Here is a 20,950-nt window from a genome sequence, read left to right on the forward strand (position 1 = left end):
GCCTCCTCCAAGGCTGTAGACCCGCGTGAAGTCGCGCGTATAGACCGGTTTGCGCAGCATGAAAAGAAGTTTTTCGAACCCTCTCTCTTGCGGGGGATCGGGCCCCGTGTCACGCATCGAGCATGAGCCTGATAAACGACATCAAACACTCGCGCAAACCGCTGGCCGGCTTTCTGGTCATCGGCTGTGCCTGGGCGACCTGTTTTGCCCAAATGCCGGCGATCAAGGCCGGGATCGGCGCGTCTGACGCGGTTCTGGGCACGGCGATTCTGGTGTCTTCGATGGGCGCGCTGGCGGCGATGTGGCTGGCCCCCTTTGCGGACCGCGTCGCGGGGCGATGGGCCATGCCGGTTTTTGCCTGTGCCGTGGGCGCGGGCATGATCGGAGCCGGGGCGGCAACCGAGGTGATCGCCTTTACGCTGGGCATGCTGCTCGCCGCTACGGGCTCCGGCGTGGTCGATGTGCTGGTCAACGTGCGTGTCTCTGAGATCGAGGCCCGGACCGGGCGCAAACTGATGAACCTCAATCACGCGCTCTATTCGTTCACATACGCAGGTGCCGCCCTGGCGACCGGGGCGTTTCGCGAATTGGGGTGGACGCCGCTACAGGTCTTTGCCTTGCTGGGCGCCGTGGTGGCGGTTCTGGCCTGGATGACGCTCGAAGCGCGCACCCCGCCCGAGATGGAAACGGAGATCCCCCAGGGTGCCGCGATGCCGCACGGTTTGGTCTGGCTGGCGGGGCTGCTGGTCATGGTCGCTTTCCTGTCCGAGGCCTCCGCCGAAGGATGGTCGGCGCTGCATCTGGAACGCACGCTTGGGGGCGGCGCTGCCGAGGGGGCGCTGGGTCCTGCCATATTGGGCCTCACCATGGGGATCGGACGGCTTGCGGGCCACATCATCGCGCATCGGGTCACCGATACGGTGATGATGGTCTGCGCCCTCTTGCTGTCGGGCTTCGGGCTGGCGCTGGCGGGGGCCGCACCGACGCTTGGCATCGCTTATCTTGGGTTTGGGCTGGGCGGCCTGGGCATTTCCGTCCTGGCGCCCGTGACGCTCGCGCTTGTAGGGCGGATTGTCTCGCCCAAGGCGCGGCTGGCCGCCATCAGCCGGGCGTCTGTGCTGGGCTATGGTGCGTTTTTTCTGGGGCCGCCGCTGATGGGTTTCACCTCCGAACTCTTTGGCCTGCGTGCCGCGTTTTTTGTCATCGCCGCAGTTCTGTTTATTGCCTGCGCCACCATCGTGCCCGCACTGGCACGTGGTGTCCGGCGGAACGAACTGACTGTCTGAGCGCAGCTTAGCCTCGGATCAGGGCTGCCAACGCCCTTCGAAATCCTCGGGTATCAACAGGTTGTGGCGCCCCAGATCCGTGACCTTGGTGTCGCCGCAGAGCGCCATGGTGGTGTCGAGCTCTTTGTGAATCACCTCCAGCGCTTTGGTCACGCCAGCCTCGCCCATCGCGCCCAACCCATGCACAAAGGCGCGGCCGATGTAGGTGCCCTTGGCGCCCATCGCGAGCGCCTTGAGGACGTCCTGACCGGAGCGGATACCACTGTCCAGATGTACTTCGACCTTGTCGCCCACCGCATGCATGATCGCGGGCAGCGCGCGAATGGAGGAGAGCGCGCCGTCCAATTGTCGACCGCCATGGTTGGATACCACGATGGCATCGGCACCCACCTGCAACGCCATCTTAGCGTCTTCCGCATCCAGGATCCCTTTCAGGATCAGTGGCCCACCCCACATCTTCTTGATTTCCTTGACCTCTTCCCAATTCAGCTGCGGATCAAAGCTTTCAGCCGCCCAGACCGCCAGCGACGAAAGATCGCTAATCCCGTCGATATGGCCGACAATATTGCCGAATTGGCGCCGCTTGGTCTGCGCCATCCCCGCGATCCAGCGCCATTTCGTGGCCAGATCGATGATATTCGGCAGCGTTGGTTTGATCGGAATGCTCAAGCCGTTCTTGATGTCCTTATGCCGTTGCCCGAGGATCTGCAGGTCCAATGTGACCACCAGCGCGGAGCATTTCGCGTCCTTCGCGCGCTGGATGATGTTTTTGACGAATTTTTTGTCGCGCATCGCATAAAGCTGAAACCAGAACGGCTTGCTGGTGTTCTCGGCGACATCCTCAATCGAACAGATCGACATGGTGGAAAGCGTGAAGGGCACACCGAATTTCTCTGCCGCTTTCGCCGCTAGGATCTCGCCGTCCGCGTGTTGCATTCCGGTGGAGCCGACGGGGGCGAGCGCCACGGGCATGGTGACATCCTGCCCAATCATCTGGCTGGCCGTTGTCCGCCCGGTCATGTCGACGGCAACGCGCTGCCGCAGCCTGATTTTTTCAAAATCCGTCGTGTTCTCACGGAAGGTCTGCTCGGTCCAGCTGCCCGATTCCGTGTAGTCGTAGAACATGCGCGGGGTCCGGCGTTTGTGCAGGTCTTTGAGGTCTTGAATGGTGGTGATGATCGGCATGCTGGCCCCTCGGATTGGTCAATTTTAGTTACCAATTGAGGGCGGAAAGATCAATCGGAGAAAGGAAAGTAAAAATCAAGTTGATTAGTGCGAAATCGTACCATATAAAGTACGAAATCGTACTATATATGGAGGAATTCTGGAATGCCCATCACACGCCGCAAGACACTAACATTGATCGGAGGGGGCACGATCCTTGCTGCCTCCGCTTCTGCGGGCGCCTTTTTGACCACGCGCACGCCCCATGATGCCCTGGCCCCCTGGGACGCGGCCGGTGACTACGACGACCCGCGCCTGAATGCGCTGAGCTTTGCGTTGCTGGCCCCAAATCCGCATAACCTTCAGCCGTGGCAAGTGGCGCTGGAAGGAGAGGATCGCGTGATGATTTATCATGACGCATCACGCCGTTTGCCCGAAACCGACCCCTTTGACCGGCAGATTATCATTGGCTTCGGCTGTTTTCTCGAACTGATGGTTCTTGCCGCGGGTGCTGCCGGATATGCCGTTGATCTGACGCTGTATCCCGAGGGCGAAAATGGCCCGATTGCAGGGGCGGTCTTTGCCCCCGGCGGTACACATGATCCGCTTTTTGATCAGGTGATGCACCGTCGGTCGTGCAAAGAACCTTTCGAAAACAGAGCTTTGAGCGTGGCACATGCAAATGAGCTGGAGCTTTTTGCGGATGTATACACCGACGCGCCGACCGTTGAGGCGCTGAAATCGCTGACCTGGGCCGCCTGGGAGGTTGAGGCTCGGGCCCCGCGCACGATGCAGGAATCGGTGGACCTGATGCGATTTGGCAAGGCCCAGATCAACGCCAACCCGGATGGCATTGATCTTGGGGGGCCATTCCTGGAGAGCCTGATGCTGGCCGGTGTTCTGACCCGCGACGAACAGGCCGATCCCACAAGCCAGAGCTTCAAACAGGGTGTCGAGATTTATCGGGAGATGCTGCATGCAACGCCCGCATACGCTGCCTTGGTCACCGCTGGAAATACGCGGACCGATCAGATTGAAGCGGGTCGCCGGTGGGTGCGCCTGAACCTCAAATGCGCGGGCCTGGGAGTTGCGCTGCACCCGGTCAGCCAGTGTTTGCAGGAATACCCCGAAATGGCCGAACTTCACACCCGCGCGCAGGATGTGCTGTCGTCGCCAGGTCAGACGGTTCAAATGCTCGGACGATTGGGGTACGGTCCCATGACGCCGCGCACCCCGCGCTGGCCCCTTGAAGCAAAGTTGATGAATGCCTGATAAACGTGCAGCCCTCTATTTCGACGTTTTCAATGAGATCGGTATTATCGAGCAGCTCAGTCGCGCATTGCTGGAAGCGCGTTTGCCAGGAGGGCTGATTGCGCCGCATTTTGCCGTGATCAACCATCTGATCCGGCTGGGGGATGGGCGGGCCCCCATCGATATGGCGCGCGCGTTTCAGGTGCCGAAAACAACCATGACCCATACCATCAAAGGACTGGAGGCGCATGACCTGGTGGATGTGCGCCCAAACCCGGAAGATGGCCGATCAAAACTTGTGTGGCTTACGGAAAAAGGGCGTCAAATGCGGGATCAGGCGATCGCAGACCTCGGCCCGGATTTCAAACGACTGGCCCAGGGGTTCGATACGGATCGGTTGCTGAACATCCTGCCGGTTCTGAAAGATCTGCGGGCTTTCCTGGATGAAGACCGCAATGGCACCGCGCAATCAGGCTGAATGCGCCCCATCCGAGAGCGACTTCACGAAAGCCAGAACCTCCGATACCGGCGCGCCCGCACCGATCTTGCCAACAATCGCTGAGCCGACCACGACGCCGTCCGCGACACTGGCGATGGCGCGCGATTTTTCGGGGGTGTTCACGCCAAAGCCGACGATCACGGGCAGGCCGCTCTCGCCTTTGATCCGCGCAACCTCCGGGCCCACATCGCCTGCCTGCGCTTCGGCCGCCCCGGTGATGCCGGTGATCGACACATAGTAGACAAAGCCGGAAGTGTTTTGCAAAACGCGGGGCAGGCGCTTTGCATCCGTTGTCGGGGTGGCCAGCCGGATGAAATTCAACCCTGCTGCCTGCGCAGGCAGGCACAATTCGCTGTCTTCTTCGGGGGGCAGATCGACCACGATCAGACCGTCGATACCCGCCGCCTTGGCTTCTGCAAGAAAGCTGTCCACGCCTCGGCTGTAGATCGGGTTGTAATATCCCATCAAGACAATCGGTGTCGTCTGGTCGGTTTCGCGAAAGGCGCGGGCAAGCTGCAGCGTCTTCTGCAAGGTCATGCCGCCTTCAAGCGCGCGTTGGCCCGCCAGTTGGATGGTCGGACCGTCCGCCATCGGATCGGTAAACGGCAGCCCCAACTCGATGACATCGACGCCAGCGCCCGGCAGGCCGCGCACGATTTCCAAAGAGGTTTCAAAATCCGGATCGCCTGCCATTATGTAGGAAACGAAAGCCTTCTTTCCGGCCTTGGAAAGCTCTGCAAATTTGGCGTCGATGCGGGTCATGGGGCGTGCCTTTCTTCTACTTGCCCCGCAATGCCCAAAACGCGCAGGGAAATCAATGCACCTTGGACATCCACGCGCCGGAGCTGTGCGGGCAGCGCATGAGGGGTAGAATTTCATTTTCCCCCTTACGTTTTCGACATTGGCACCTAGGTTGAGGTCATGAACTACATTCTTGCCATCCTTCTGCCCCCGCTCTCCATCTTGCTGACGGGGCGCCCGATCCTGGCGGTGCTGGTGTTTCTGATCTGGATTCCCGCGCTGTTCTTATCAGGTGGGCTGACCCATCCGATGTTCATATTGCTGGCCTGGTTTTTGATCTTTCATGCTCGCGAAGACAGACGCCAGCGCAGGGACTTGTCTTGACGCCTGAGACACCCTAGGACAAGCGCCAGCAAAAAAGGACGCGGACATGGGTTTCAAAATGGGTATCGTGGGGTTGCCGAATGTCGGCAAATCCACATTGTTCAACGCGTTGACGCGCACGGCGGCAGCACAGGCGGCGAATTTCCCCTTCTGCACCATTGAGCCCAACGTGGGTGAGGTTGCGGTTCCCGACGCGCGATTGGACCGTCTTGCCGACATCGCCAAATCGAAGCAGATCATTCCGACCCGCATGACTTTTGTAGACATCGCCGGATTGGTCAAAGGGGCGTCGAAAGGCGAGGGTCTGGGAAACCAGTTCCTGGCCAATATCCGCGAGGTCGATGCGATCGCCCATGTGCTGCGGTGTTTCGAAGATGGTGATGTGACCCATGTTGAGGGCCGGGTGGACCCGGTTGCGGATGCGGAGACCATCGAGACCGAATTGATGCTGGCTGACATCGAAAGCATCGAGAAACGCCTGCAAAACATCGTGCGCAAAGTGCGTGGTGGCGACAAGGAAGCGGTGCAACAGGAACGGCTGATGCGCGCCGCGTTGGCGGCGTTGGAAAAGGGCAAGCCCGCCCGCGTTGTTGAGGTGGATGACGAAGATGCGCGCGCCTGGTCGCTTTTGCAGCTTTTGACCACAAAGCCGGTGCTTTACGTTTGTAACGTTGGCGAAGCGGAGGCCGCTTCAGGCAACGCCCATTCCGCAAAGGTTGCGGAGATGGCTGCAAAGCAAGGCAATGCGCATGTGGTAATCTCTGCGCAGATCGAAGAAGAAATCAGTCAGCTCGAACCTGACGAGGCATCGATGTTTCTGGATGAAATGGGACTGTCTGAGGCGGGTCTCGACCGGTTGATCCAGGCAGGCTATGCCCTGTTGCACTTGGAAACCTATTTCACCGTTGGTCCGAAAGAGGCGCGTGCCTGGACCATTCGCAATGGCACCAGCGCACCGAAAGCTGCTGGCGTGATCCACGGCGATTTTGAAAAGGGATTTATCCGCGCCGAAACCATTGCCTATGACGATTTTGTGTCACTGGGTGGAGAGGGGCCCGCCAAGGAAGCTGGCAAGATGCGCGCCGAGGGAAAGGCCTACATCGTCAAGGACGGTGACGTGCTTCATTTTCTGTTCAATACATAAGCGGCACGCAGGTCGGCCAAGCGGGCGCGTTTTTGCCAAGATCGCCCAGCAGAAATTAGGATGGTTTCGCTTATTTCAGGGCATCACAGGGGCAGGAAGCGCTCTTTCTACCGTCAAGATGGGGCGCGAAGCTGGCACAGCCTTACTAAAAGGGCGGCTGACCCGTCATGTGTCTTCCTTCATCAGGCGGTCCGCTTTCTTGCGCACCAGAACCGAGCGCAAATCATGCATGGCGAGCAGCAGGTCGTCGGTCACATCTTCCAACTGTGCGGTTGTCGCACGCGACTGCGCCCACTGTGTCGTAAGGTTCAGGTGGTCGATGGCGCGGTGGATGTCATCCATGTCGCGTGTCGCAAGAAGCGCTTTGCGTTCTGACATCCAATCCCGAATGACCCCGAGATCGTTCTCCGACAGCTGGCGATTGCCCTGGGGTTTGATCTCACCATTGCGAATATTCACCACCGCAATCTGATCCATCTCGATCCGGCGCTGACGGTTTTCGGTGTCCACGCGAAAAACGGCAGCGCCGTTCTCACGCACGCGAAAATAGTATTCCGGCAGCTCGCCCGCCATGTGGTGCCCCTTGCTACGTCAACCCCGCACAGAATGTCTGAATGCGGCCACACGCCTCTTTCAAGGCCTCGTCTGACGTAGCGTAGCTGACCCGAAAGTTCGGCGAAAGGCCGAATGCCGCCCCGAAAACAACCGCCACGCCGGTTTCTTCCAGCAAAGCCGTGGCAAAGGTTTCGTCATCTGCAATGGCCGTGCCGCCTGCCGAGATCTTGCCGATGCAGCCAGCGATGGACGGATAGACGTAGAAGGCACCGTCCGGCACCGGACAGCGGATGCCCTCGGCGGCGTTCAGCATATCGACGACCAGATCGCGGCGCCTTTGGAAGGTCGCATTGTTGGGGGCGAGGAACTCCTGCGTGCCGTTCAGCGCCTCCACGGCTGCCCACTGACTGATGCTGCAGGGGTTCGAGGTACTTTGCGATTGCACCTTGCGCATCGCCTTGATGAGCTCTTCGGGCCCTGCCGCATAGCCAATCCGCCAGCCGGTCATCGCGTAGGCCTTTGAGACCCCGTTGACAGTCAGTGTCCGGTCATAAAGCTGCGGTTCTACCTGCGCCGGGGTGCAGAATTTGAAATCGTCATAGACCAGGTGCTCATACATGTCGTCGGTCATCACCCAGACATGCGGGTGGCGCATCAGCACATCGGTCAGCTGTTTCAACTCGTCCCATGTGTACCCGGCACCCGTCGGATTGGAGGGCGAGTTGAAGATCAGCCACTTGGTCTTGTCGGTGATCGCCGCTTCGAGTTGATCCGCTGTCAACTTGAAGCCCGTCTGCAACGAGGCCTCGGCAATCACGGGCGTGCCCCCCGCCAGCAGCACCATGTCGGGATAGCTCACCCAATAGGGCGCGGGGATCACCACCTCGTCCCCTTCATTCAGCGTGGCCATCAGGGCGTTGTAAAGGATTTGTTTACCACCTGTGCCCACACTGACCTGTGAGGGGGTGTAGGTCAGATCGTTGTCGCGTTGCAGTTTTTCGCAGATCGCTTTTTTAAGCTCTGGAATTCCATCGACAGCGGTGTATTTTGTTTTCCCAGAGGCAATTGCAGCAACGGCAGCATCTTTGATGTTCTGGGGAGTGTCAAAATCCGGTTCCCCGGCACCGAGACCAATAACGTCACGTCCCGCGGCCTTGAGCTCTGCGGCTTTCGTCGTCACCGCAATTGTGGGAGACGGTTTGACGCGGGCAAGTGTCGTAGACAGGAATTCCATTCTGGCCTCCGTTTGATAGGACTAAGGCCGACTCATAGGGGGCGTCCCGCCGCCATTCAAGCGCGATCATCGCAAAGGAGATCACAGCATGCACGAGACACAAGATTGGTATGGCCCCGAGACCGCAACATTCGGCGACCGGGTCGCAGCGGCGCGTGAAATGGCGGACATGTCACAGTCTCAACTGGCGCGGCGCCTGGGCGTGCGCATCAGCACATTGCGCGCCTGGGAGGATGACTTAAGCGAGCCGCGCGCCAACCGTCTGTCGATGATGGCTGGATTGTTGAACGTTTCCATGATGTGGTTGATCAACGGGCAGGGGGAAGGGCTGGACGCCCCTCTTGAAGAAGCGACCTTGCCGACATCAGCGAATGACATTTTGAACGAGCTGCGCGATCTGAGGACAGATATGATCGCCCGCGTGGAACAAATGGGCCGTCTGGAGAAGAAATTGCGGACGGCATTGAAAGAAGAAGCGCATGAAAGAGCCGCATGATCACCGCGTCAAGCGGCTGAAAATGCGGTCGATGCGGCGCGGGATCAAGGAGATGGATCTGATCCTGCAGCGTTTCGCCGAAGCCAATCTCGATACGATGGACGACGCAGGTCTCAGCCTCTATGACGCAATGCTCAGTGAGAATGATCACGATTTATATCAATGGGTTAGCGGGCAGATCACGCCGCCCGATACCTACGCTGATCTGATCGGTCGCATTGTCGAGCAGTTGCCCAAAACCTCGGCCTGAAAACGCAGCGAACGGCTTCTTTTCGCGCTTTTAACGAATTATTGGCTTTTCCCACGCAAATTCTGACCAAATTAGAACGAGTCGGAGCGCGTAGATGAGCATTCAAGATCAAATCCCTTCAGAAACCTCTGCAATGAGCCGCACGCAGGGCTTCATGGTCAACTACCTTGAGGCACTCTCGCTGGTGGAGCGTTTGCACCGCTTGTTGCTGGATGTGATCAAGGACGAATTCGAAAGAGTTGGCGTTCTGGAGATCAACGCGGTCCAGGCCCTTTTGCTGTTCAACATTGGCGACAACGAGGTCACCGCGGGTGAACTGAAGAGCCGAGGCTACTACCAGGGCAGCAACGTCAGCTACAATCTGAAAAAGCTGGTGGATATGGGGTACATGCATCATCAGCGTTGTGAAATCGATCGCCGGTCCGTGCGTGTCAAGCTGACGGAAAAAGGTCAGAAAATCCGAGAAGTGGTGTCAGAGTTGTTCTCCCGCCACGCGGATGGGCTCGAGGCCAAAGGTGTCCTGGGGCCTGATGGGATCGATGACATCACCCGGTCGCTGAAGCGCATGGAGCGTTACTGGTCCGACCAGATCCGCTACATCTACTGAAGCGCACTGACAGCCAGGCCGTCGAGTTCTTTTTTCAACTTGGCGGTCATGGCTTCTGCGTAGGCCTCAAAACCAAGAGCTGTCTGCACAAACGCCTTCGGGCCTGTGATGACCTCGGCGCGGAAGTATGAGGAGAGCTCTCCAATTTCGGATTGTCGGCGATCGCCTGTTGCCGGAGCATCCGCGCCGATGACCAGCGCATTGATCGTTATCCCACGTGCGCCGATGGCCTGTTTCACGTCTCGCGGACGCGGGCCCAGATTCGATTGTCCATCTCCTGAGATATCGAGCGTCCGTTTCCAGCAATCTTTTTGTTGATCAAGATACTGCGCGCCTAGAGTCATCGCCACACCCAAAGCCGTTCCAGGTGTCGCGTTGCGTCTTTGTGTGCCAGCCAGGGTTTCACTGACAATCGCCAGAGTTTGCGCATCAGAAATGGACGTCCAAGGGACGAGAATCGATTGATCGGCAGGTCCGCTCCACTCGAACACCATCAATGCCACGGGCGCATCGGGCGATGCCAGCAAAGCACTTACAACGTCCGGGTGATTCAAAGCTGTCACCAGTCCGTCCAACTGCAGCCTGTACTCCCGAAGATCCACCGAACCGGACACATCAAGCCCCAACGCGAGGGCCTGTCTGCAATTTGCCGCTGTCGATTGGGCGAGAGCGCATGTGACCAGCAGGCTGGTTAGCAGACTGCGCATCATCTCACCCCTTTGGTCGCAGTTCAGGGCGCGCACCATCCATTCCGATCACGGGCGGTGTCAGCTCCCGTTCAAGTTTGCGGCGCATCGCGCGCTCGTAGTCTTCGAATCCTTGCGCGATTTCGATAAATGCACCTGGCCCATGCAGCACCTGACCCTTGTAGAATGCAATCAAGCCGGTCTCCGCCTCGTAGTCCGCGCCGTTCACCACAAGCCCGTTCACCGTGACACCTTCGAATGGGAACTCGGCATAAGCTGCGGCAGGTCCGAAACCTTCATTGTTCTGGCCATCACCTGCCATATCCAAAGTTTTGTACAGACATTGGGGCGCGCGTTGCAGCAGACCCGCCCCATACCCCAAAGCATACCCCATCGCCGTCGGAAAATCGTTGTGACTTCTTTTGCTGGCGGCAATCGCTTCCGCGGCGCCGATCAGTTCTGCGGGTCCCTCTATCAGCGTCCAATCCAGCAGGATCTCCTGATTATACCGCCCCGACCACTCAAATACCGCGAGAGCAACCGGCTGATCCGTCGCAAAAAATGCAGCACTTACTTCCGGTGCCGTCAGGGCGGACACAAGCCCACCCCGCTGTAGCCTATCCTCGGCATCATCAACCGAACTGGACACGTCCAACGCCAACACCAGGGCCAGGCGGCACTCAGCCGCCCCCGCCCCGCTGGCAAAGAGCGTCAGCCCGACGATGCCGGCACGGATCACCAATGCCCGGTGTTTTCCATGCTGGCCCAAGGCTCTGCCGGTGCCAGATGGTCACCCTCTTGCAACAGCTCAATTGAGACGTTGTCGGGCGATCTTACAAAGGCCATATGGCCATCACGCGGCGGTCTGTTGATCGTCACGCCATTGTCCATCAGGTGCTGACACACGTCGTAGATATTGCCGACGCGGTAGGCCAGATGCCCAAAATGACGGCTGTCACTCGGCAACCCCTCGTCGCCATCCCAGTTATATGTCAGCTCAACAGGACACTCCTCCTGGCCGGGCGGTGCAAGAAAGACCAGCGTAAAACGACCGCCCTCGCTGTCCATCCGCCGGGTCTCTTCCAGGCCCAGCAACTTGTAAAACGCGATCGATGCATCAAGGTCTTTGACCCGGACCATCGTGTGCAGGTACTTCAGGCTCATCTCGCCCCTCCAGTTTTCAGGTTACGCTCCGGGCAAATCTAACATGCCCCGCCCCAGATGCCAGCACCATCAGACAGTTGTGATGTAGCATCAGAACATTTCCGGAATACAGCATATAGCTGTTCCGCCATGCGCTTTGCCCAGATATAGTCATCCCCGACTCACACCCGAAAAGGACCACGCCCATGCCGCTGAGCCCTGAACAACAGGCCGAAATCGACGAACAACGCAGCATACCCACACCAACACTGCGCGCGGTCAGCCCCGGCATGGAACAGCATCTCTACAAGGCGCAGCCCGTGCTTGATCACGGCTTTGTCCGTGTCATCGACTACATGGGCGATGATGCTGCCATCTGCCAGGCCGCTCGTGTCTCTTACGGCAAGGGCACTAAATCCGTTCAGAACGACGAAGGCCTGATCCGCTATCTGATGCGCCACTGGCACTCCACCCCCTTCGAGATGTGCGAGATCAAACTGCACGTGAAACTGCCCGTTTTCGTCGCCCGTCAGTGGATCCGCCACCGCACCGCCAACGTCAACGAATACTCCGCCCGCTACTCAATCCTCGACCGCGAATTCTACATCCCCGCGCCGGAACATATCAACGCGCAATCGGTGGTGAACAATCAGGGGCGCGGTGGCGTGCTGGAAGGCGATGAGGCCGCGCGCGTCCTTGAAATCCTAAAAGCCGACAGCAACCGCTGCTATGACAACTACGAAACCATGATCTCACAGGAGGGACAGGACGGTCTGGCGCGTGAGCTTGCACGCATGAACCTGCCCGCCAATGTCTATACCCAATGGTACTGGAAAGTGGACCTGCACAACCTCTTCCACTTCCTGCGCCTGCGCGCCGATGCCCACGCCCAATACGAAATCCGCGTTTATGCCGATGCGATTTGCGCCATGGTCGCCGACTGGGTGCCCGCGGCCTATGGGGCGTTCGAAGACTACCGTCTGGGCGGCGCGACGATGTCCGGCAAGGCACTGGACTGCGTGAAGCGGATGCTGAAAGGTGAGGAGGTCACGCAGGAGACTTCTGGGATGTCCAAGGGGGAGTGGCGGGAGTTTCAGTCTGTGATCGATGACTGACAATATCAGGTTTTATGTGCTTGAGTTATTGCCCTTTTGGTCCGAATTAATCGGCCTTCTCGCTGCAATATCGTGGCCAATAGCCGCAATCGTAATCGCCAGAGTTTTTCGGGACGAACTGAAGCAGTTATTTGCAAGAATGACAAAAGTCTCACTATCGGGAGCAGAATTCAGTTCGATTTCAAACAAACAGAAAACTCAAAAACTGCCAAGCGCTTTGGAGGAACTGAAAAGCTTGCCAGGTATGGAGCGTACAGACGCCATGGCAGATCTAGAAGTTGAGTTGCACAAAAACTTGGAACAATTCGAAGAGCAGGATCGGATCGACGTTTTGGTGACGGAGCTTTCGCGAGCAAGGCTAGATGTCAACTTTCTAATTATCTACCGATTGATATTTGGTTCTCAAATTAGGTTTCTTAAGCTAATGCGCGAGAGAGGTTCTTTCATCAGTTTGGTAGATGCCAGTAGCTTTTTCGAGAACTTAAAAACCTCTGAGCCCGTTCATTCAGAGAGATCGATCGAGGAATTTGTTCAATACCTTTTGAACCACGAATTAATTGTGTCGCATGACGAAGGCTTCCTTCTCACGAGCAAGGGCAATGATTTTCTGCTCTTCCTTTATCGTTCTGCACTGCCCGAAGACCTGCCGTTGTAAAACATCGACTTTGCCCGCCAAAGGCGGGCAGCGTCCGAACCGCCCCACGGGGCGGGCGCTTCGCTTCCTGGCCCTCGGTTCGGGCGCGCCAGTTGCAACCGCAACACATCACACCCACTGACCCATCGGGAACGGACCGATACACTATCTGGTCGCTTGACGAAGCACCTTTGAGCCATCGACCAATCCGACTAAACTCACCCAATGACCGATCCACGCACCGCGCTCACCAACCGCCTGAAAGCCCTCGACGCAGAGGATGCCGCAGGCCTTGATGGTCAGAAAACCGTTACGCTCGATCAGCAGGCGGTGGGGCGGCTTTCCCGCATGGATGCGTTGCAGAATCAGGCTATGGCGCAGGCCCAGGCGAGACGTCGGCAGGCGGAGCGTCAGAAGATCGCCGCCTCCCTCCAGCGCCTCGACGAAGGCGAATACGGTTTTTGCACCGATTGCGGAGAGGAGATTGCGCCCGCACGGCTCCAAGCTGACCCCGCCATCGCCCGCTGTCTCGATTGCACGCGCGGTTAGCAAAGCTGCTTGGCATTTGACAAGGCCGCCCGATCCCGCACACTTCGCCCATGTTCAACCTCGCAGACCCGCCGCCGGACTTCCCGGAGACCCCCTTTCCCTACTACGATCAATGGCTGCGCGAGACGCCCGTCTGCCCGCAGCCCGATGGGTCCTTTCTGCTCGCCCGCCATGCGGATCTGTCATCGATTTACCGAGACGTCACCCGCTATATTTCTGACAAAAAGGCTGCCTTTGCGCCGAAATTCGGCGAAGGGTCCCCGCTCTTTGAACACCATACCGCCAGTCTTGTTTTCAACGACCCGCCGCTGCACACCCGTGTCCGGCGGATCATGACTTCGGCGCTCACGCCCAAGGCCCTGAAACGCATGGAACCGGGACTGATCGCGACCGTTGATGAGCTTTTGGATCAGATGCCGGATCAGCCTGACCTGATCGGAGATTTTGCGGCCTCGATCCCCATTCAGGTGATTGGCAACCTGCTGGACGTGCCGATGTCAGAACGCGCGGCCTTGCGGGACTGGTCCCTTGCCATTCTTGGCGCCTTGGAACCGACCCTGACGGATGCACAGCTCGCGCGCGGACATCAGGCCGTTTCCGAATTCAAAGAGTATCTGCAGGACCTGATCGCCCGCAGACGCGCGCATCCCGGCGACCCGGAAACCGATGTGCTGACCCGGTTGATCGAGGGCGATGACGGCGGGCAACTGTCTGAAATCGAGCTGATCCAGAATTGCATCTTTATACTGAACGCAGGGCATGAAACGACCACGAACCTGATCGGTAATGGTATGGCGCTGCTTTGCGATCACCCTCAACAGCGCGACCTGCTGGTGCGCAATCCCGACCTCATCGACCGGGCGGTGGAGGAAATCCTGCGCTTTCGGTCGCCCAATCAGTTCGGGAACCGGCAGACGACGGTTGAGGTGTCGTTGGGTGGCTATGCGATCCCACCGGGGGCTAACCTGCATCTGTGCATCGGGGCCGCCAATCGGGATCCGAAAGCGTTTAATGCCCCGACACGATTTGAGATCTCCCGTCATCCAAACCGGCATTTGGCTTTTGCGGGTGGGCCACATGTTTGCGTCGGCCTGACGCTTGCGCGCATGGAAGGCCGCATCGCGCTTCAGCGATTTTTGAAACGTTTTCCGGACTATGCGATCACTGCGCGCATTCATGGGGGACGTATCCGGTTCCGGGGATATGCCGCGCTTTGCGCCGAAATCGCCAGATAGTCGCACTTGGGCGCATTTTGTTATCCACAGGACGTCATAAAACTGTTACGATTGAGCATGTTGAAATGGTTAGCAGTCGTTTTTCTGTCTTCGGCGTCCATGGTTGGCGCGACAACACCGATTGGTGAGGTCATTTGCGCGCCGTCAGACGAGATGCTTTCCCGGCTTGCCCAGCAATACGGGAGCGAGCGTCAGGCCAGCGGCCTGCGTGGGCGGGAACAGGTGATGGAAGTCTGGACGGACGATCGTGGAGATTGGACGATGGTGGTGCGCTACGCCTCCGGCACATCGTGCATTGTGGCCATGGGCGAGCATTGGATAGATTTCGCGCCACACGACCCGGCCTGATTAAGCTGCTCTGAGATGCGGAGATGGAAAACCCTGTGTGATCACCGGCTGGCAGGAGCAGATACGATCACCTGACGCGGCCTGTTTGTGCACATACCCAAAACAAATACGCAGCTCAGTGTCTTCATGCGGCCGATCGGCGATCGCCCGCGTTTCTGGTCTTTTGGGGTTTCCTGGGGCGTTAAAGTAGTTTCAGATCGCTGGCCATCTGCCGTCCGTCGCGTCCTTCAGAAAGTTCAAAGCTGACCTTCTGATCATCGGCAAGTCCGGTCAGGCCGGATCGTTCGACTGCTGAGATGTGCACAAACACATCTGAGCCACCACCTTCCGGCGCAATAAATCCGTAACCTTTAGTCGTGTTAAACCATTTCACGGTGCCGTTTGGCATCAGTCCCGTGCCTCCTTTTGTATTTGAGACCGCGTCAGCTCTTCCGACGCGGCTTGTTCACGCACCCAACACAAAAATTGCATTGAACACCCTTTAAGAGATTGACCTTCACATGTAAAAATCAAGGAAAACGGGTGCAAAGGTTGCGATTTTCGCGCCGAAAACCCCAAGTTGTGGGCAAATTATGCGATTTTATGGATTGAAGACCTGTGACACCTGCAGGAAGGCGCTGAAAACCTTGCCGGAGGCGGAATTCATTGATGTGCGGGCCGATGGCGTGCCGGAGGCTGTCTTGCAGGCGGCACTGGAACAGTTCGGAGAGGCGTTGATGAATACCAGATCAACCACCTGGCGCGGATTGGATGCGACCGAGCGCGAAAAGCCACCTGCTGAATTGCTCAAGGCACATCCAACACTGATGAAGCGCCCCCTGATTGTCACTGAGAGCGGCATGCATTTGGGGTGGACGCCAGCGACACAGCAGGCGCTTGGCGTCCAGTGAGATCAGGTTTGGGTGCTGCGGCCGCGCAGTGCATTGTCAAGCGACACAGGCCCGGCCCCTTTGATCACCAGAACCAGCAATACGAAAATCCAGAAGCTGCGTTGGTCCAGGATCACGCTGTCGGGAAAGCGATCAAACCACGCGCCAAAAGTTTCCTTGTGCTCAAACCCGCCGTGACCAATCAAATCCGTCAAGGATTGCACGATGATGAACCCGATCATGCCAAGCGCGGAGAGCCGTGTCAGCAGCCCCAGAACGATGAGTGCCGGCAGAATGAATTCCGCCCAGGTGCCCGCAACCACAATCGCCCAATGGTAGAGGGACAGTTGTGAGGTGTCATATGTCACCGCTTCCATCGCCTTTGGGAAAATCTGCGCGTAGGCACCGACAGAGGGCTGAAAGAGCCCGACAAAGCCTTCCCCCAATTTGGTCAGCCCGGAGACCCAGAAATACATCAGCAAAGTACCCGCGAAGACAAGGCGCGCAAGCGTCGGCAAGAGCCAGTCTGCGCGCGAGAGGCGTTCGGTGACTGAAGTGTAGGCGGAGATCATTTAGCTGTCCTTTGTCTTGAATTCTGTGAGGGCACCGGTTTGCAGCGCCTGCGACAGCGCTGCCGAGAGATCAAATGAGGGCGCGGCGGTGATCGTTGCTTCATGCGCCGACCCAAATGCCATGCCGTTTTGCAGGTGCTGAAGCCATGCTGCCCCCCCCGGCTGCAATGCATGGGGCGCGGGGTCAAATTCCGGTCGGGTGATCAGGACGTCCTGGGCCGTTGCCCGTGGTTTTGGTGCATTTGGCTCAAAATTCAGCCGCCAGATGTCATGCAGGGGCCAGTCAGAGCGCAGCACAATGGTTGCGGGCGCAAGCGCCAACTGCAGCGATATCAGCTCTTCGGAATCCGTTTGGAAAACGCTGGGGTCAATCGGCGCGGCGTCCCTCGCGTGATAAGAACGGCGCATTGCAATGTCCAAACGGGCACAGTCCTGCAAATACCCGATGTGCGAAAGCGGTTGAAAGCTTTGCAGAAATTCCGGCAGATCTTGTCCGTAGTGCATCATCAGTGGTGACGATGGCGGGTGCTGGCGCACATAGATCGCTGCCAACCGGTCAAAGGTCTGCGCACCCAGGAGCTTGTAAATCAACGGAAACGCCGTGCGCAGGGCCTCGGTCAGAGACACCACCACGTTGTTTCGGTATACGGAGAATCTGGCGCCTGCTGGGGTGTCGGAGCCGTCGAGGAGACCTTCGGGCACGGCTTTTTCCGCGTCCAGCAAAGCGCCGCGAAATGTGGCCTGTGAAACGCTCATTGTACCGGGGCGAGCGCCAGTGCCGCGCGTTCGGCCTCTGCGCGCAATACCGGCCAGTCGGGGACGTCATTGTCCCACTCGACAAGCACGGGCCTGGGACCGGTTTTCGCGAGCGTGAACGCCAGAAGGGACCACACCGGGTCTACAACGGGTTTGCCATGGCTGTCGATCAGCAGAGGGGAGCCGTGATCGTCGGAATCTTCATCATGGCCGCCCACGTGGATCTCGCCAACCGCATGCAGCGGGAAAGCCTCGATGTAGCTTTCAGCAGACAGCCCAAGGTTGGTGGCAGATATGAAAACGTTGTTTATATCAAGCAGCAGACCGCAGCCTGTGCGATGCACCAACTCAGCCAGAAAGTCGGTTTCGGACCATGTGCTTTCGGCAAAGCATAGATAGCTGGACGGATTTTCCAGCAGCATCTGCCGTCCGAGCGTTGTTTGCACCTGATCGATGTGATCAGCCACCCGCTGCAGCGTTTCGGATGTATAGGGCAGGGGAAGCAGGTCATTCAGGAATTCTGCACCATGTGTGGACCACGCCAGATGTTCCGAAAAACTGGCTGGATTGGACCAACCGACAAGCGTTTTCAGACGGGCGAGGTGGTCACGGTCAAGCGGTGCTTCGCCACCAATGCTCAGGCCGACACCGTGCACAGAAAGGGCAAACTGATCCGTCAGCGCACGCAGTTGCGCAAGAGGGCGCCCGCCGTCACCCATATAGTTCTCAGCATGGACCTCGATCCACCGCACGGGGTCTGGATCGGCGCGTAAGTCCGTAAAATGCTGAGGTTTATAGCCGACACCGGGGGCGTTTGGCAGGTTGGGCGCGCGAGGGGAGTTGTCTAACATCGTGACCCACCAACTAACTTCATGTGTCCTAGGGCATCGTTTGGTGTGAGGGTCAGCCGGCAGATCACCGCCTGACCTCGTCTTTAGCGAACCGGCTTAGGCTGGTAGATCGCGGTCCAGTTCTTCCAGCGAACCCTTGCGCTCGGTGCCGTCTGCCATCGCGGGCAGTTCGATCTCTGCGCATGTGCCTGCGTCTACCAGCGTCCAGGCGTTGCCCTGATAATCCACTGTCGATGTACCGGCACAGGTTGTGCCCGGGCCAGCAGCGCAATCATTCGCGCCCGCCAGCGAGATGCCGAAACACTTTTCTTTTGCGGCAGCCTGAGCGGTTGTCACCTGCGCTGCCATGGCTGCTGCAACTGCGCCTGCGATCGCTACGGTTTTCATTGTGTTGGACATGAATTCATTCCCTTGTTGCGGACCATTGCGGTCGTTGATGCAGTATAGGTATGTTTTTAGGCGTTAATATACCACTCACGAGCCTGTGTGTCACAGAGCTGTCAGTGGAAATTATCTCGGACGCGGAAAATCGCACTTCAAGCACCTGAAATGTTACAAAACCGGCCCCGGAAACGGTCTTTTGCCGCTCCGGGGCCGGAGTTTGTTACAACTGGTCGGGCGGTGTTGCGTCCGTGGAGAGCGCGGCGGCAACCTCATCAAGGGGTTGAACCTGTGTCTGCTTTTCACCCAGACGTCGGACAGTGACCGTGCGTTCCTCAACCTCGCGGGCACCGACGGCCAGTATGACCGGCACTTTGCCCACGGAATGCTCGCGCACCTTATAGTTGATCTTTTCGTTGCGGATGTCGGCTTCGGCCCGCACGCCGGCCGCGCGCAGCGTCTCGACCACCTCCTGTACATAGTCGTCGGCGTCAGAGATGATCGATGCAACGACAACCTGGCGTGGCGCCAGCCAGAACGGCAGCTTACCAGCCGAGTTTTCGATCAGTATGCCGATGAACCGCTCAAAGGAGCCCAGACAGGCGCGGTGCAGCATGTAAGGCCTGTGCTTGGCGCCATCTTCGCCGATGAAGGTCGCCCCCAGCCGTTCAGGCAGGTTGGGATCCACCTGGAAGGTGCCGCATTGCCATTCCCGGCCAATCGCGTCGGTCAGTTTGAAATCGAGCTTGGGCCCGTAAAACGCGCCTTCGCCCGCGTCCAGGGTGTAGGGGTGGCCAGTGGCCTTGATCGCGTTCTCAAGTGCGGATTCGACGTGATCCCAGCTTTCCTCTGAGCCAACGCGCTTTTCGGGCCGGGTCGCAAACATGATCTCGAAGCTGTCGAAGCCCAGATCCTTATAGACGGAGGAGAGGTAGTTGATGAAATCTGCGCACTCCGCCTCGATCTGATCTTCGCGGCAGAAAATGTGCCCATCGTCCTGTGTAAACCCGCGCACCCGCATAATACCATGCAGCGCGCCCGAAGGCTCATAGCGGTTACACGACCCGAATTCCGCAAGACGCAGGGGCAGATCGCGGTAAGACTTGAGACCCTGATTGAAGATTTGCACGTGGCAGGGGCAGTTCATCGGCTTCAGGGCATTGATGGCCTTTTCGCGCGCGTGTTCTTCGTCCACCTCGACGATGAACATATGCTCCTGGTATTTGTCCCAGTGGCCGGAGGCTTCCCAGAGTTTGCGGTCGACGACCTGCGGGGTGTTGACCTCTTGGTAGCCCGCGGCGCGCTGTTTGCGGCGCATGTAGTCCTGCAGGGTGGTGTAGATGGACCAGCCATTGGGGTGCCAAAAGACCTGCCCGGGGGCCTCTTCCTGCATGTGAAAGAGGTTCATCTCGCGGCCGAGCTTGCGGTGATCGCGCTTGGCGGCTTCTTCCAGCATGTTGAGATGCGCGCGCAGCTTTTCCTTGCCGGTGAAGGCCACGCCGTAGATACGTTGCAGCATCGCACGGTCGCTGTCGCCGCGCCAATAGGCCCCGGCAATCGACATCAGCTTGAAGGCATCGCCCGGCACCTGCCCGGTGTGCTGCAGATGTGGTCCACGGCAGAGGTCCTGCCAATCCCCGTGCCAATACATGCGCAATGGCTCGTCGCTTGGAATGGCATCGATCAACTCTACTTTGTAGGGCTCGCCCGCGTCTTCGTAGTGCTTGATGGCGCGCGCCCGGTCCCAGACCTCGGTACGCACCGGGTCACGCTTGTTGATGATCTCTTTCATCTTCTTCTCGATGAGGCCGAGATCTTCGGGAGTGAACGGGTCTTCGCGGTCAAAGTCGTAGTACCAGCCGTCCTTGATCACCGGGCCAATGGTGACCTGAGTATCGGGCCAGATTTCCTGCACCGCGCGGGCCATGATATGTGCGAGGTCATGGCGGACCAGCTCATTGGCCTGCTCTTCGTCCTGCATGGTATGGATTGCGACGCTGGCATCGCCTTCAATCGGCCAGGCAAGATCGTAGTGCTCGCCGTTCACGGTCGCGCTGATCGCCTTCTTGCGCAGGGAGGTCGAAATGCTTGCGGCAACATCGCCAGCGGTCACGCCAGCCGGATAGTCGCGCGCATTGCCGTCGGGAAAAGTAAGAGAGATTGAACTGTCTTTTGGGGCCATCTTGGGCACTCCTCGTCG

At 58.4% G+C, this 20,950-nt stretch carries 27 protein-coding genes; 14 read left to right on the top strand and 13 right to left on the bottom strand.

The window, feature by feature from the left end:
* Positions 1 to 122 precede the first annotated feature (122 nt).
* A complete protein-coding gene (locus tag Q1A20_RS08790; protein ID WP_299916760.1) occupies positions 123 to 1,286 on the top strand; it encodes an MFS transporter in 1,164 nt (387 codons plus the stop codon).
* A gap of 18 nt (positions 1,287 to 1,304) precedes the next feature.
* On the opposite strand, the gene Q1A20_RS08795 is transcribed toward Q1A20_RS08790, so the two are convergent.
* Entirely contained in the window at positions 1,305 to 2,471 is a 1,167-nt protein-coding gene (locus Q1A20_RS08795) for an alpha-hydroxy acid oxidase (protein ID WP_299916761.1), read from the bottom strand.
* A gap of 144 nt (positions 2,472 to 2,615) precedes the next feature.
* Here Q1A20_RS08795 and Q1A20_RS08800 point away from each other — a divergent pair, with 144 nt between their 5' ends.
* Positions 2,616 to 3,722 carry a twin-arginine translocation pathway signal protein gene (locus tag Q1A20_RS08800; protein WP_299402978.1) on the top strand — a complete coding sequence of 369 codons (1,107 nt, stop codon included), beginning with the start codon at positions 2,616 to 2,618 and terminating at the stop codon, positions 3,720 to 3,722.
* A complete protein-coding gene (locus Q1A20_RS08805; protein ID WP_298973648.1) occupies positions 3,715 to 4,179 on the top strand; it encodes a MarR family transcriptional regulator in 465 nt (154 codons plus the stop codon). Before Q1A20_RS08800 ends, Q1A20_RS08805 begins: the two co-directional genes overlap by 8 nt.
* Here the strand turns inward: Q1A20_RS08805 and trpA are convergent.
* A complete protein-coding gene (gene trpA / locus Q1A20_RS08810; protein ID WP_299402981.1) occupies positions 4,171 to 4,962 on the bottom strand; it encodes a tryptophan synthase subunit alpha in 792 nt (263 codons plus the stop codon). The two genes, Q1A20_RS08805 and trpA, sit on opposite strands and share 9 nt — an antisense overlap.
* Before the next feature lie 159 nt (positions 4,963 to 5,121).
* On the opposite strand from trpA, the gene Q1A20_RS08815 reads away from it, so the two are divergent.
* Entirely contained in the window at positions 5,122 to 5,325 is a 204-nt protein-coding gene (locus tag Q1A20_RS08815) for a hypothetical protein (RefSeq protein WP_298973643.1), read from the top strand.
* A gap of 46 nt (positions 5,326 to 5,371) precedes the next feature.
* Positions 5,372 to 6,469: a redox-regulated ATPase YchF gene (ychF, locus tag Q1A20_RS08820; RefSeq protein WP_299402984.1), complete on the top strand. Its 1,098-nt coding sequence runs from the start codon at positions 5,372 to 5,374 to the stop codon at positions 6,467 to 6,469.
* Positions 6,470 to 6,634: 165 nt separating this feature from the next.
* Here ychF and Q1A20_RS08825 read toward each other — a convergent pair whose 3' ends face one another.
* Together Q1A20_RS08825 and Q1A20_RS08830 are read right to left on the bottom strand one after the other, a co-directional pair.
* Positions 6,635 to 7,042 (bottom strand): hypothetical protein, encoded by a 408-nt coding sequence (locus tag Q1A20_RS08825; protein ID WP_298973638.1) that lies wholly within the window; start codon positions 7,040 to 7,042, stop codon positions 6,635 to 6,637.
* A 13-nt stretch (positions 7,043 to 7,055) separates the two neighbouring features.
* Positions 7,056 to 8,258 carry a pyridoxal phosphate-dependent aminotransferase gene (locus Q1A20_RS08830; RefSeq protein ID WP_299402987.1) on the bottom strand — a complete coding sequence of 401 codons (1,203 nt, stop codon included), beginning with the start codon at positions 8,256 to 8,258 and terminating at the stop codon, positions 7,056 to 7,058.
* 88 nt (positions 8,259 to 8,346) lie between these two features.
* Between Q1A20_RS08830 and Q1A20_RS08835 the strand changes: the two genes are divergently transcribed.
* The 3 genes from Q1A20_RS08835 to Q1A20_RS08845 all read left to right on the top strand — a co-directional run bounded on the left by Q1A20_RS08835 (position 8,347) and on the right by Q1A20_RS08845 (position 9,611).
* Positions 8,347 to 8,754: a helix-turn-helix domain-containing protein gene (locus tag Q1A20_RS08835; protein ID WP_298973633.1), complete on the top strand. Its 408-nt coding sequence runs from the start codon at positions 8,347 to 8,349 to the stop codon at positions 8,752 to 8,754.
* Positions 8,738 to 9,004 (top strand): succinate dehydrogenase assembly factor 2, encoded by a 267-nt coding sequence (locus Q1A20_RS08840; protein WP_299402990.1) that lies wholly within the window; start codon positions 8,738 to 8,740, stop codon positions 9,002 to 9,004. The genes Q1A20_RS08835 and Q1A20_RS08840 overlap by 17 nt, the downstream gene beginning before the upstream one ends.
* 94 nt (positions 9,005 to 9,098) lie before the next feature.
* Entirely contained in the window at positions 9,099 to 9,611 is a 513-nt protein-coding gene (locus tag Q1A20_RS08845; protein WP_298973629.1) for a winged helix DNA-binding protein, read from the top strand.
* Here Q1A20_RS08845 and Q1A20_RS08850 read toward each other — a convergent pair.
* Genes Q1A20_RS08850 through Q1A20_RS08860 form a run of 3 tightly spaced genes read right to left on the bottom strand, consistent with a single transcriptional unit; the run spans position 9,605 to position 11,461 of the window.
* A complete protein-coding gene (locus Q1A20_RS08850) occupies positions 9,605 to 10,321 on the bottom strand; it encodes a DUF1194 domain-containing protein (RefSeq protein ID WP_299403250.1) in 717 nt (238 codons plus the stop codon). The genes Q1A20_RS08845 and Q1A20_RS08850 overlap by 7 nt on opposite strands.
* 1 nt (position 10,322) lies before the next feature.
* Positions 10,323 to 11,036 carry a DUF1194 domain-containing protein gene (locus Q1A20_RS08855; RefSeq protein WP_299916789.1) on the bottom strand — a complete coding sequence of 238 codons (714 nt, stop codon included), beginning with the start codon at positions 11,034 to 11,036 and terminating at the stop codon, positions 10,323 to 10,325.
* Complete coding sequence (locus Q1A20_RS08860) at positions 11,033 to 11,461, bottom strand: VOC family protein (protein ID WP_298973622.1); 429 nt, start codon at positions 11,459 to 11,461, stop codon at positions 11,033 to 11,035. Before Q1A20_RS08860 ends, Q1A20_RS08855 begins: the two co-directional genes overlap by 4 nt.
* Before the next feature lie 185 nt (positions 11,462 to 11,646).
* On the opposite strand from Q1A20_RS08860, the gene thyX reads away from it, so the two are divergent.
* The 5 genes from thyX to Q1A20_RS08885 all read left to right on the top strand — a co-directional run bounded on the left by thyX (position 11,647) and on the right by Q1A20_RS08885 (position 15,321).
* Positions 11,647 to 12,555, top strand: a complete 909-nt coding sequence (gene thyX / locus Q1A20_RS08865) for an FAD-dependent thymidylate synthase (RefSeq protein WP_299916762.1) — start codon at positions 11,647 to 11,649, stop codon at positions 12,553 to 12,555.
* On the top strand, positions 12,548 to 13,210 hold the full coding sequence (locus tag Q1A20_RS08870) for a hypothetical protein (protein ID WP_299916763.1): 663 nt from the start codon (positions 12,548 to 12,550) through the stop codon (positions 13,208 to 13,210). The genes thyX and Q1A20_RS08870 overlap by 8 nt, the downstream gene beginning before the upstream one ends.
* Before the next feature lie 204 nt (positions 13,211 to 13,414).
* Positions 13,415 to 13,738, top strand: coding sequence for a TraR/DksA C4-type zinc finger protein (locus tag Q1A20_RS08875; protein WP_299916764.1), 324 nt, complete (start codon positions 13,415 to 13,417; stop codon positions 13,736 to 13,738).
* A gap of 50 nt (positions 13,739 to 13,788) precedes the next feature.
* Entirely contained in the window at positions 13,789 to 14,973 is a 1,185-nt protein-coding gene (locus Q1A20_RS08880; protein WP_299916765.1) for a cytochrome P450, read from the top strand.
* 57 nt (positions 14,974 to 15,030) lie between these two features.
* A complete protein-coding gene (locus Q1A20_RS08885; protein ID WP_299738003.1) occupies positions 15,031 to 15,321 on the top strand; it encodes a hypothetical protein in 291 nt (96 codons plus the stop codon).
* Between the two features lie 181 nt (positions 15,322 to 15,502).
* Here Q1A20_RS08885 and Q1A20_RS08890 read toward each other — a convergent pair whose 3' ends face one another.
* Positions 15,503 to 15,709: a cold-shock protein gene (locus Q1A20_RS08890; protein WP_195820234.1), complete on the bottom strand. Its 207-nt coding sequence runs from the start codon at positions 15,707 to 15,709 to the stop codon at positions 15,503 to 15,505.
* A gap of 184 nt (positions 15,710 to 15,893) precedes the next feature.
* On the opposite strand from Q1A20_RS08890, the gene Q1A20_RS08895 reads away from it, so the two are divergent.
* Positions 15,894 to 16,211, top strand: coding sequence for an arsenate reductase family protein (locus tag Q1A20_RS08895; protein ID WP_299403009.1), 318 nt, complete (start codon positions 15,894 to 15,896; stop codon positions 16,209 to 16,211).
* Between the two features lie 2 nt (positions 16,212 to 16,213).
* Here Q1A20_RS08895 and Q1A20_RS08900 read toward each other — a convergent pair whose 3' ends face one another.
* The 5 genes from Q1A20_RS08900 to thrS all read right to left on the bottom strand — a co-directional run bounded on the left by Q1A20_RS08900 (position 16,214) and on the right by thrS (position 20,932).
* Positions 16,214 to 16,762 carry a DoxX family protein gene (locus Q1A20_RS08900; RefSeq protein WP_299916766.1) on the bottom strand — a complete coding sequence of 183 codons (549 nt, stop codon included), beginning with the start codon at positions 16,760 to 16,762 and terminating at the stop codon, positions 16,214 to 16,216.
* Complete coding sequence (locus Q1A20_RS08905) at positions 16,763 to 17,518, bottom strand: DNA-binding domain-containing protein (protein ID WP_299916767.1); 756 nt, start codon at positions 17,516 to 17,518, stop codon at positions 16,763 to 16,765. It lies immediately after the preceding gene.
* Positions 17,515 to 18,369, bottom strand: coding sequence for a DUF692 domain-containing protein (locus Q1A20_RS08910; protein ID WP_299916768.1), 855 nt, complete (start codon positions 18,367 to 18,369; stop codon positions 17,515 to 17,517). Before Q1A20_RS08910 ends, Q1A20_RS08905 begins: the two co-directional genes overlap by 4 nt.
* 96 nt (positions 18,370 to 18,465) lie before the next feature.
* Positions 18,466 to 18,768 carry a DUF2282 domain-containing protein gene (locus Q1A20_RS08915; protein WP_299403020.1) on the bottom strand — a complete coding sequence of 101 codons (303 nt, stop codon included), beginning with the start codon at positions 18,766 to 18,768 and terminating at the stop codon, positions 18,466 to 18,468.
* Between the two features lie 205 nt (positions 18,769 to 18,973).
* A complete protein-coding gene (thrS, locus tag Q1A20_RS08920) occupies positions 18,974 to 20,932 on the bottom strand; it encodes a threonine--tRNA ligase (RefSeq protein ID WP_299403022.1) in 1,959 nt (652 codons plus the stop codon).
* Positions 20,933 to 20,950 lie beyond the last annotated feature (18 nt).

This window comes from uncultured Roseobacter sp. (assembly GCF_947501835.1).
Taxonomy (GTDB): Bacteria; Pseudomonadota; Alphaproteobacteria; order Rhodobacterales; family Rhodobacteraceae; genus Roseobacter.

Excerpts from the sequence above, each read along its gene's own strand:
- Q1A20_RS08790 (WP_299916760.1), top strand. The coding sequence starts at position 123 with ATGAGCCTGATAAACGACATCAAACACTCGCGCAAACCGCTGGCCGGC.
- Q1A20_RS08795 (WP_299916761.1), bottom strand. The coding sequence starts at position 2,471 with ATGCCGATCATCACCACCATTCAAGACCTCAAAGACCTGCACAAACGC.
- Q1A20_RS08800 (WP_299402978.1), top strand. The coding sequence starts at position 2,616 with ATGCCCATCACACGCCGCAAGACACTAACATTGATCGGAGGGGGCACG.
- Q1A20_RS08805 (WP_298973648.1), top strand. The coding sequence starts at position 3,715 with ATGCCTGATAAACGTGCAGCCCTCTATTTCGACGTTTTCAATGAGATC.
- trpA (WP_299402981.1), bottom strand. The coding sequence starts at position 4,962 with ATGACCCGCATCGACGCCAAATTTGCAGAGCTTTCCAAGGCCGGAAAG.
- Q1A20_RS08815 (WP_298973643.1), top strand. The coding sequence starts at position 5,122 with ATGAACTACATTCTTGCCATCCTTCTGCCCCCGCTCTCCATCTTGCTG.
- ychF (WP_299402984.1), top strand. The coding sequence starts at position 5,372 with ATGGGTTTCAAAATGGGTATCGTGGGGTTGCCGAATGTCGGCAAATCC.
- Q1A20_RS08825 (WP_298973638.1), bottom strand. The coding sequence starts at position 7,042 with ATGGCGGGCGAGCTGCCGGAATACTATTTTCGCGTGCGTGAGAACGGC.
- Q1A20_RS08830 (WP_299402987.1), bottom strand. The coding sequence starts at position 8,258 with ATGGAATTCCTGTCTACGACACTTGCCCGCGTCAAACCGTCTCCCACA.
- Q1A20_RS08835 (WP_298973633.1), top strand. The coding sequence starts at position 8,347 with ATGCACGAGACACAAGATTGGTATGGCCCCGAGACCGCAACATTCGGC.
- Q1A20_RS08840 (WP_299402990.1), top strand. The coding sequence starts at position 8,738 with ATGAAAGAGCCGCATGATCACCGCGTCAAGCGGCTGAAAATGCGGTCG.
- Q1A20_RS08845 (WP_298973629.1), top strand. The coding sequence starts at position 9,099 with ATGAGCATTCAAGATCAAATCCCTTCAGAAACCTCTGCAATGAGCCGC.
- Q1A20_RS08850 (WP_299403250.1), bottom strand. The coding sequence starts at position 10,321 with ATGATGCGCAGTCTGCTAACCAGCCTGCTGGTCACATGCGCTCTCGCC.
- Q1A20_RS08860 (WP_298973622.1), bottom strand. The coding sequence starts at position 11,461 with ATGAGCCTGAAGTACCTGCACACGATGGTCCGGGTCAAAGACCTTGAT.
- thyX (WP_299916762.1), top strand. The coding sequence starts at position 11,647 with ATGCCGCTGAGCCCTGAACAACAGGCCGAAATCGACGAACAACGCAGC.
- Q1A20_RS08870 (WP_299916763.1), top strand. The coding sequence starts at position 12,548 with ATGACTGACAATATCAGGTTTTATGTGCTTGAGTTATTGCCCTTTTGG.
- Q1A20_RS08875 (WP_299916764.1), top strand. The coding sequence starts at position 13,415 with ATGACCGATCCACGCACCGCGCTCACCAACCGCCTGAAAGCCCTCGAC.
- Q1A20_RS08880 (WP_299916765.1), top strand. The coding sequence starts at position 13,789 with ATGTTCAACCTCGCAGACCCGCCGCCGGACTTCCCGGAGACCCCCTTT.
- Q1A20_RS08885 (WP_299738003.1), top strand. The coding sequence starts at position 15,031 with ATGTTGAAATGGTTAGCAGTCGTTTTTCTGTCTTCGGCGTCCATGGTT.
- Q1A20_RS08890 (WP_195820234.1), bottom strand. The coding sequence starts at position 15,709 with ATGCCAAACGGCACCGTGAAATGGTTTAACACGACTAAAGGTTACGGA.
- Q1A20_RS08895 (WP_299403009.1), top strand. The coding sequence starts at position 15,894 with ATGCGATTTTATGGATTGAAGACCTGTGACACCTGCAGGAAGGCGCTG.
- Q1A20_RS08900 (WP_299916766.1), bottom strand. The coding sequence starts at position 16,762 with ATGATCTCCGCCTACACTTCAGTCACCGAACGCCTCTCGCGCGCAGAC.
- Q1A20_RS08905 (WP_299916767.1), bottom strand. The coding sequence starts at position 17,518 with ATGAGCGTTTCACAGGCCACATTTCGCGGCGCTTTGCTGGACGCGGAA.
- Q1A20_RS08910 (WP_299916768.1), bottom strand. The coding sequence starts at position 18,369 with ATGTTAGACAACTCCCCTCGCGCGCCCAACCTGCCAAACGCCCCCGGT.
- Q1A20_RS08915 (WP_299403020.1), bottom strand. The coding sequence starts at position 18,768 with ATGTCCAACACAATGAAAACCGTAGCGATCGCAGGCGCAGTTGCAGCA.
- thrS (WP_299403022.1), bottom strand. The coding sequence starts at position 20,932 with ATGGCCCCAAAAGACAGTTCAATCTCTCTTACTTTTCCCGACGGCAAT.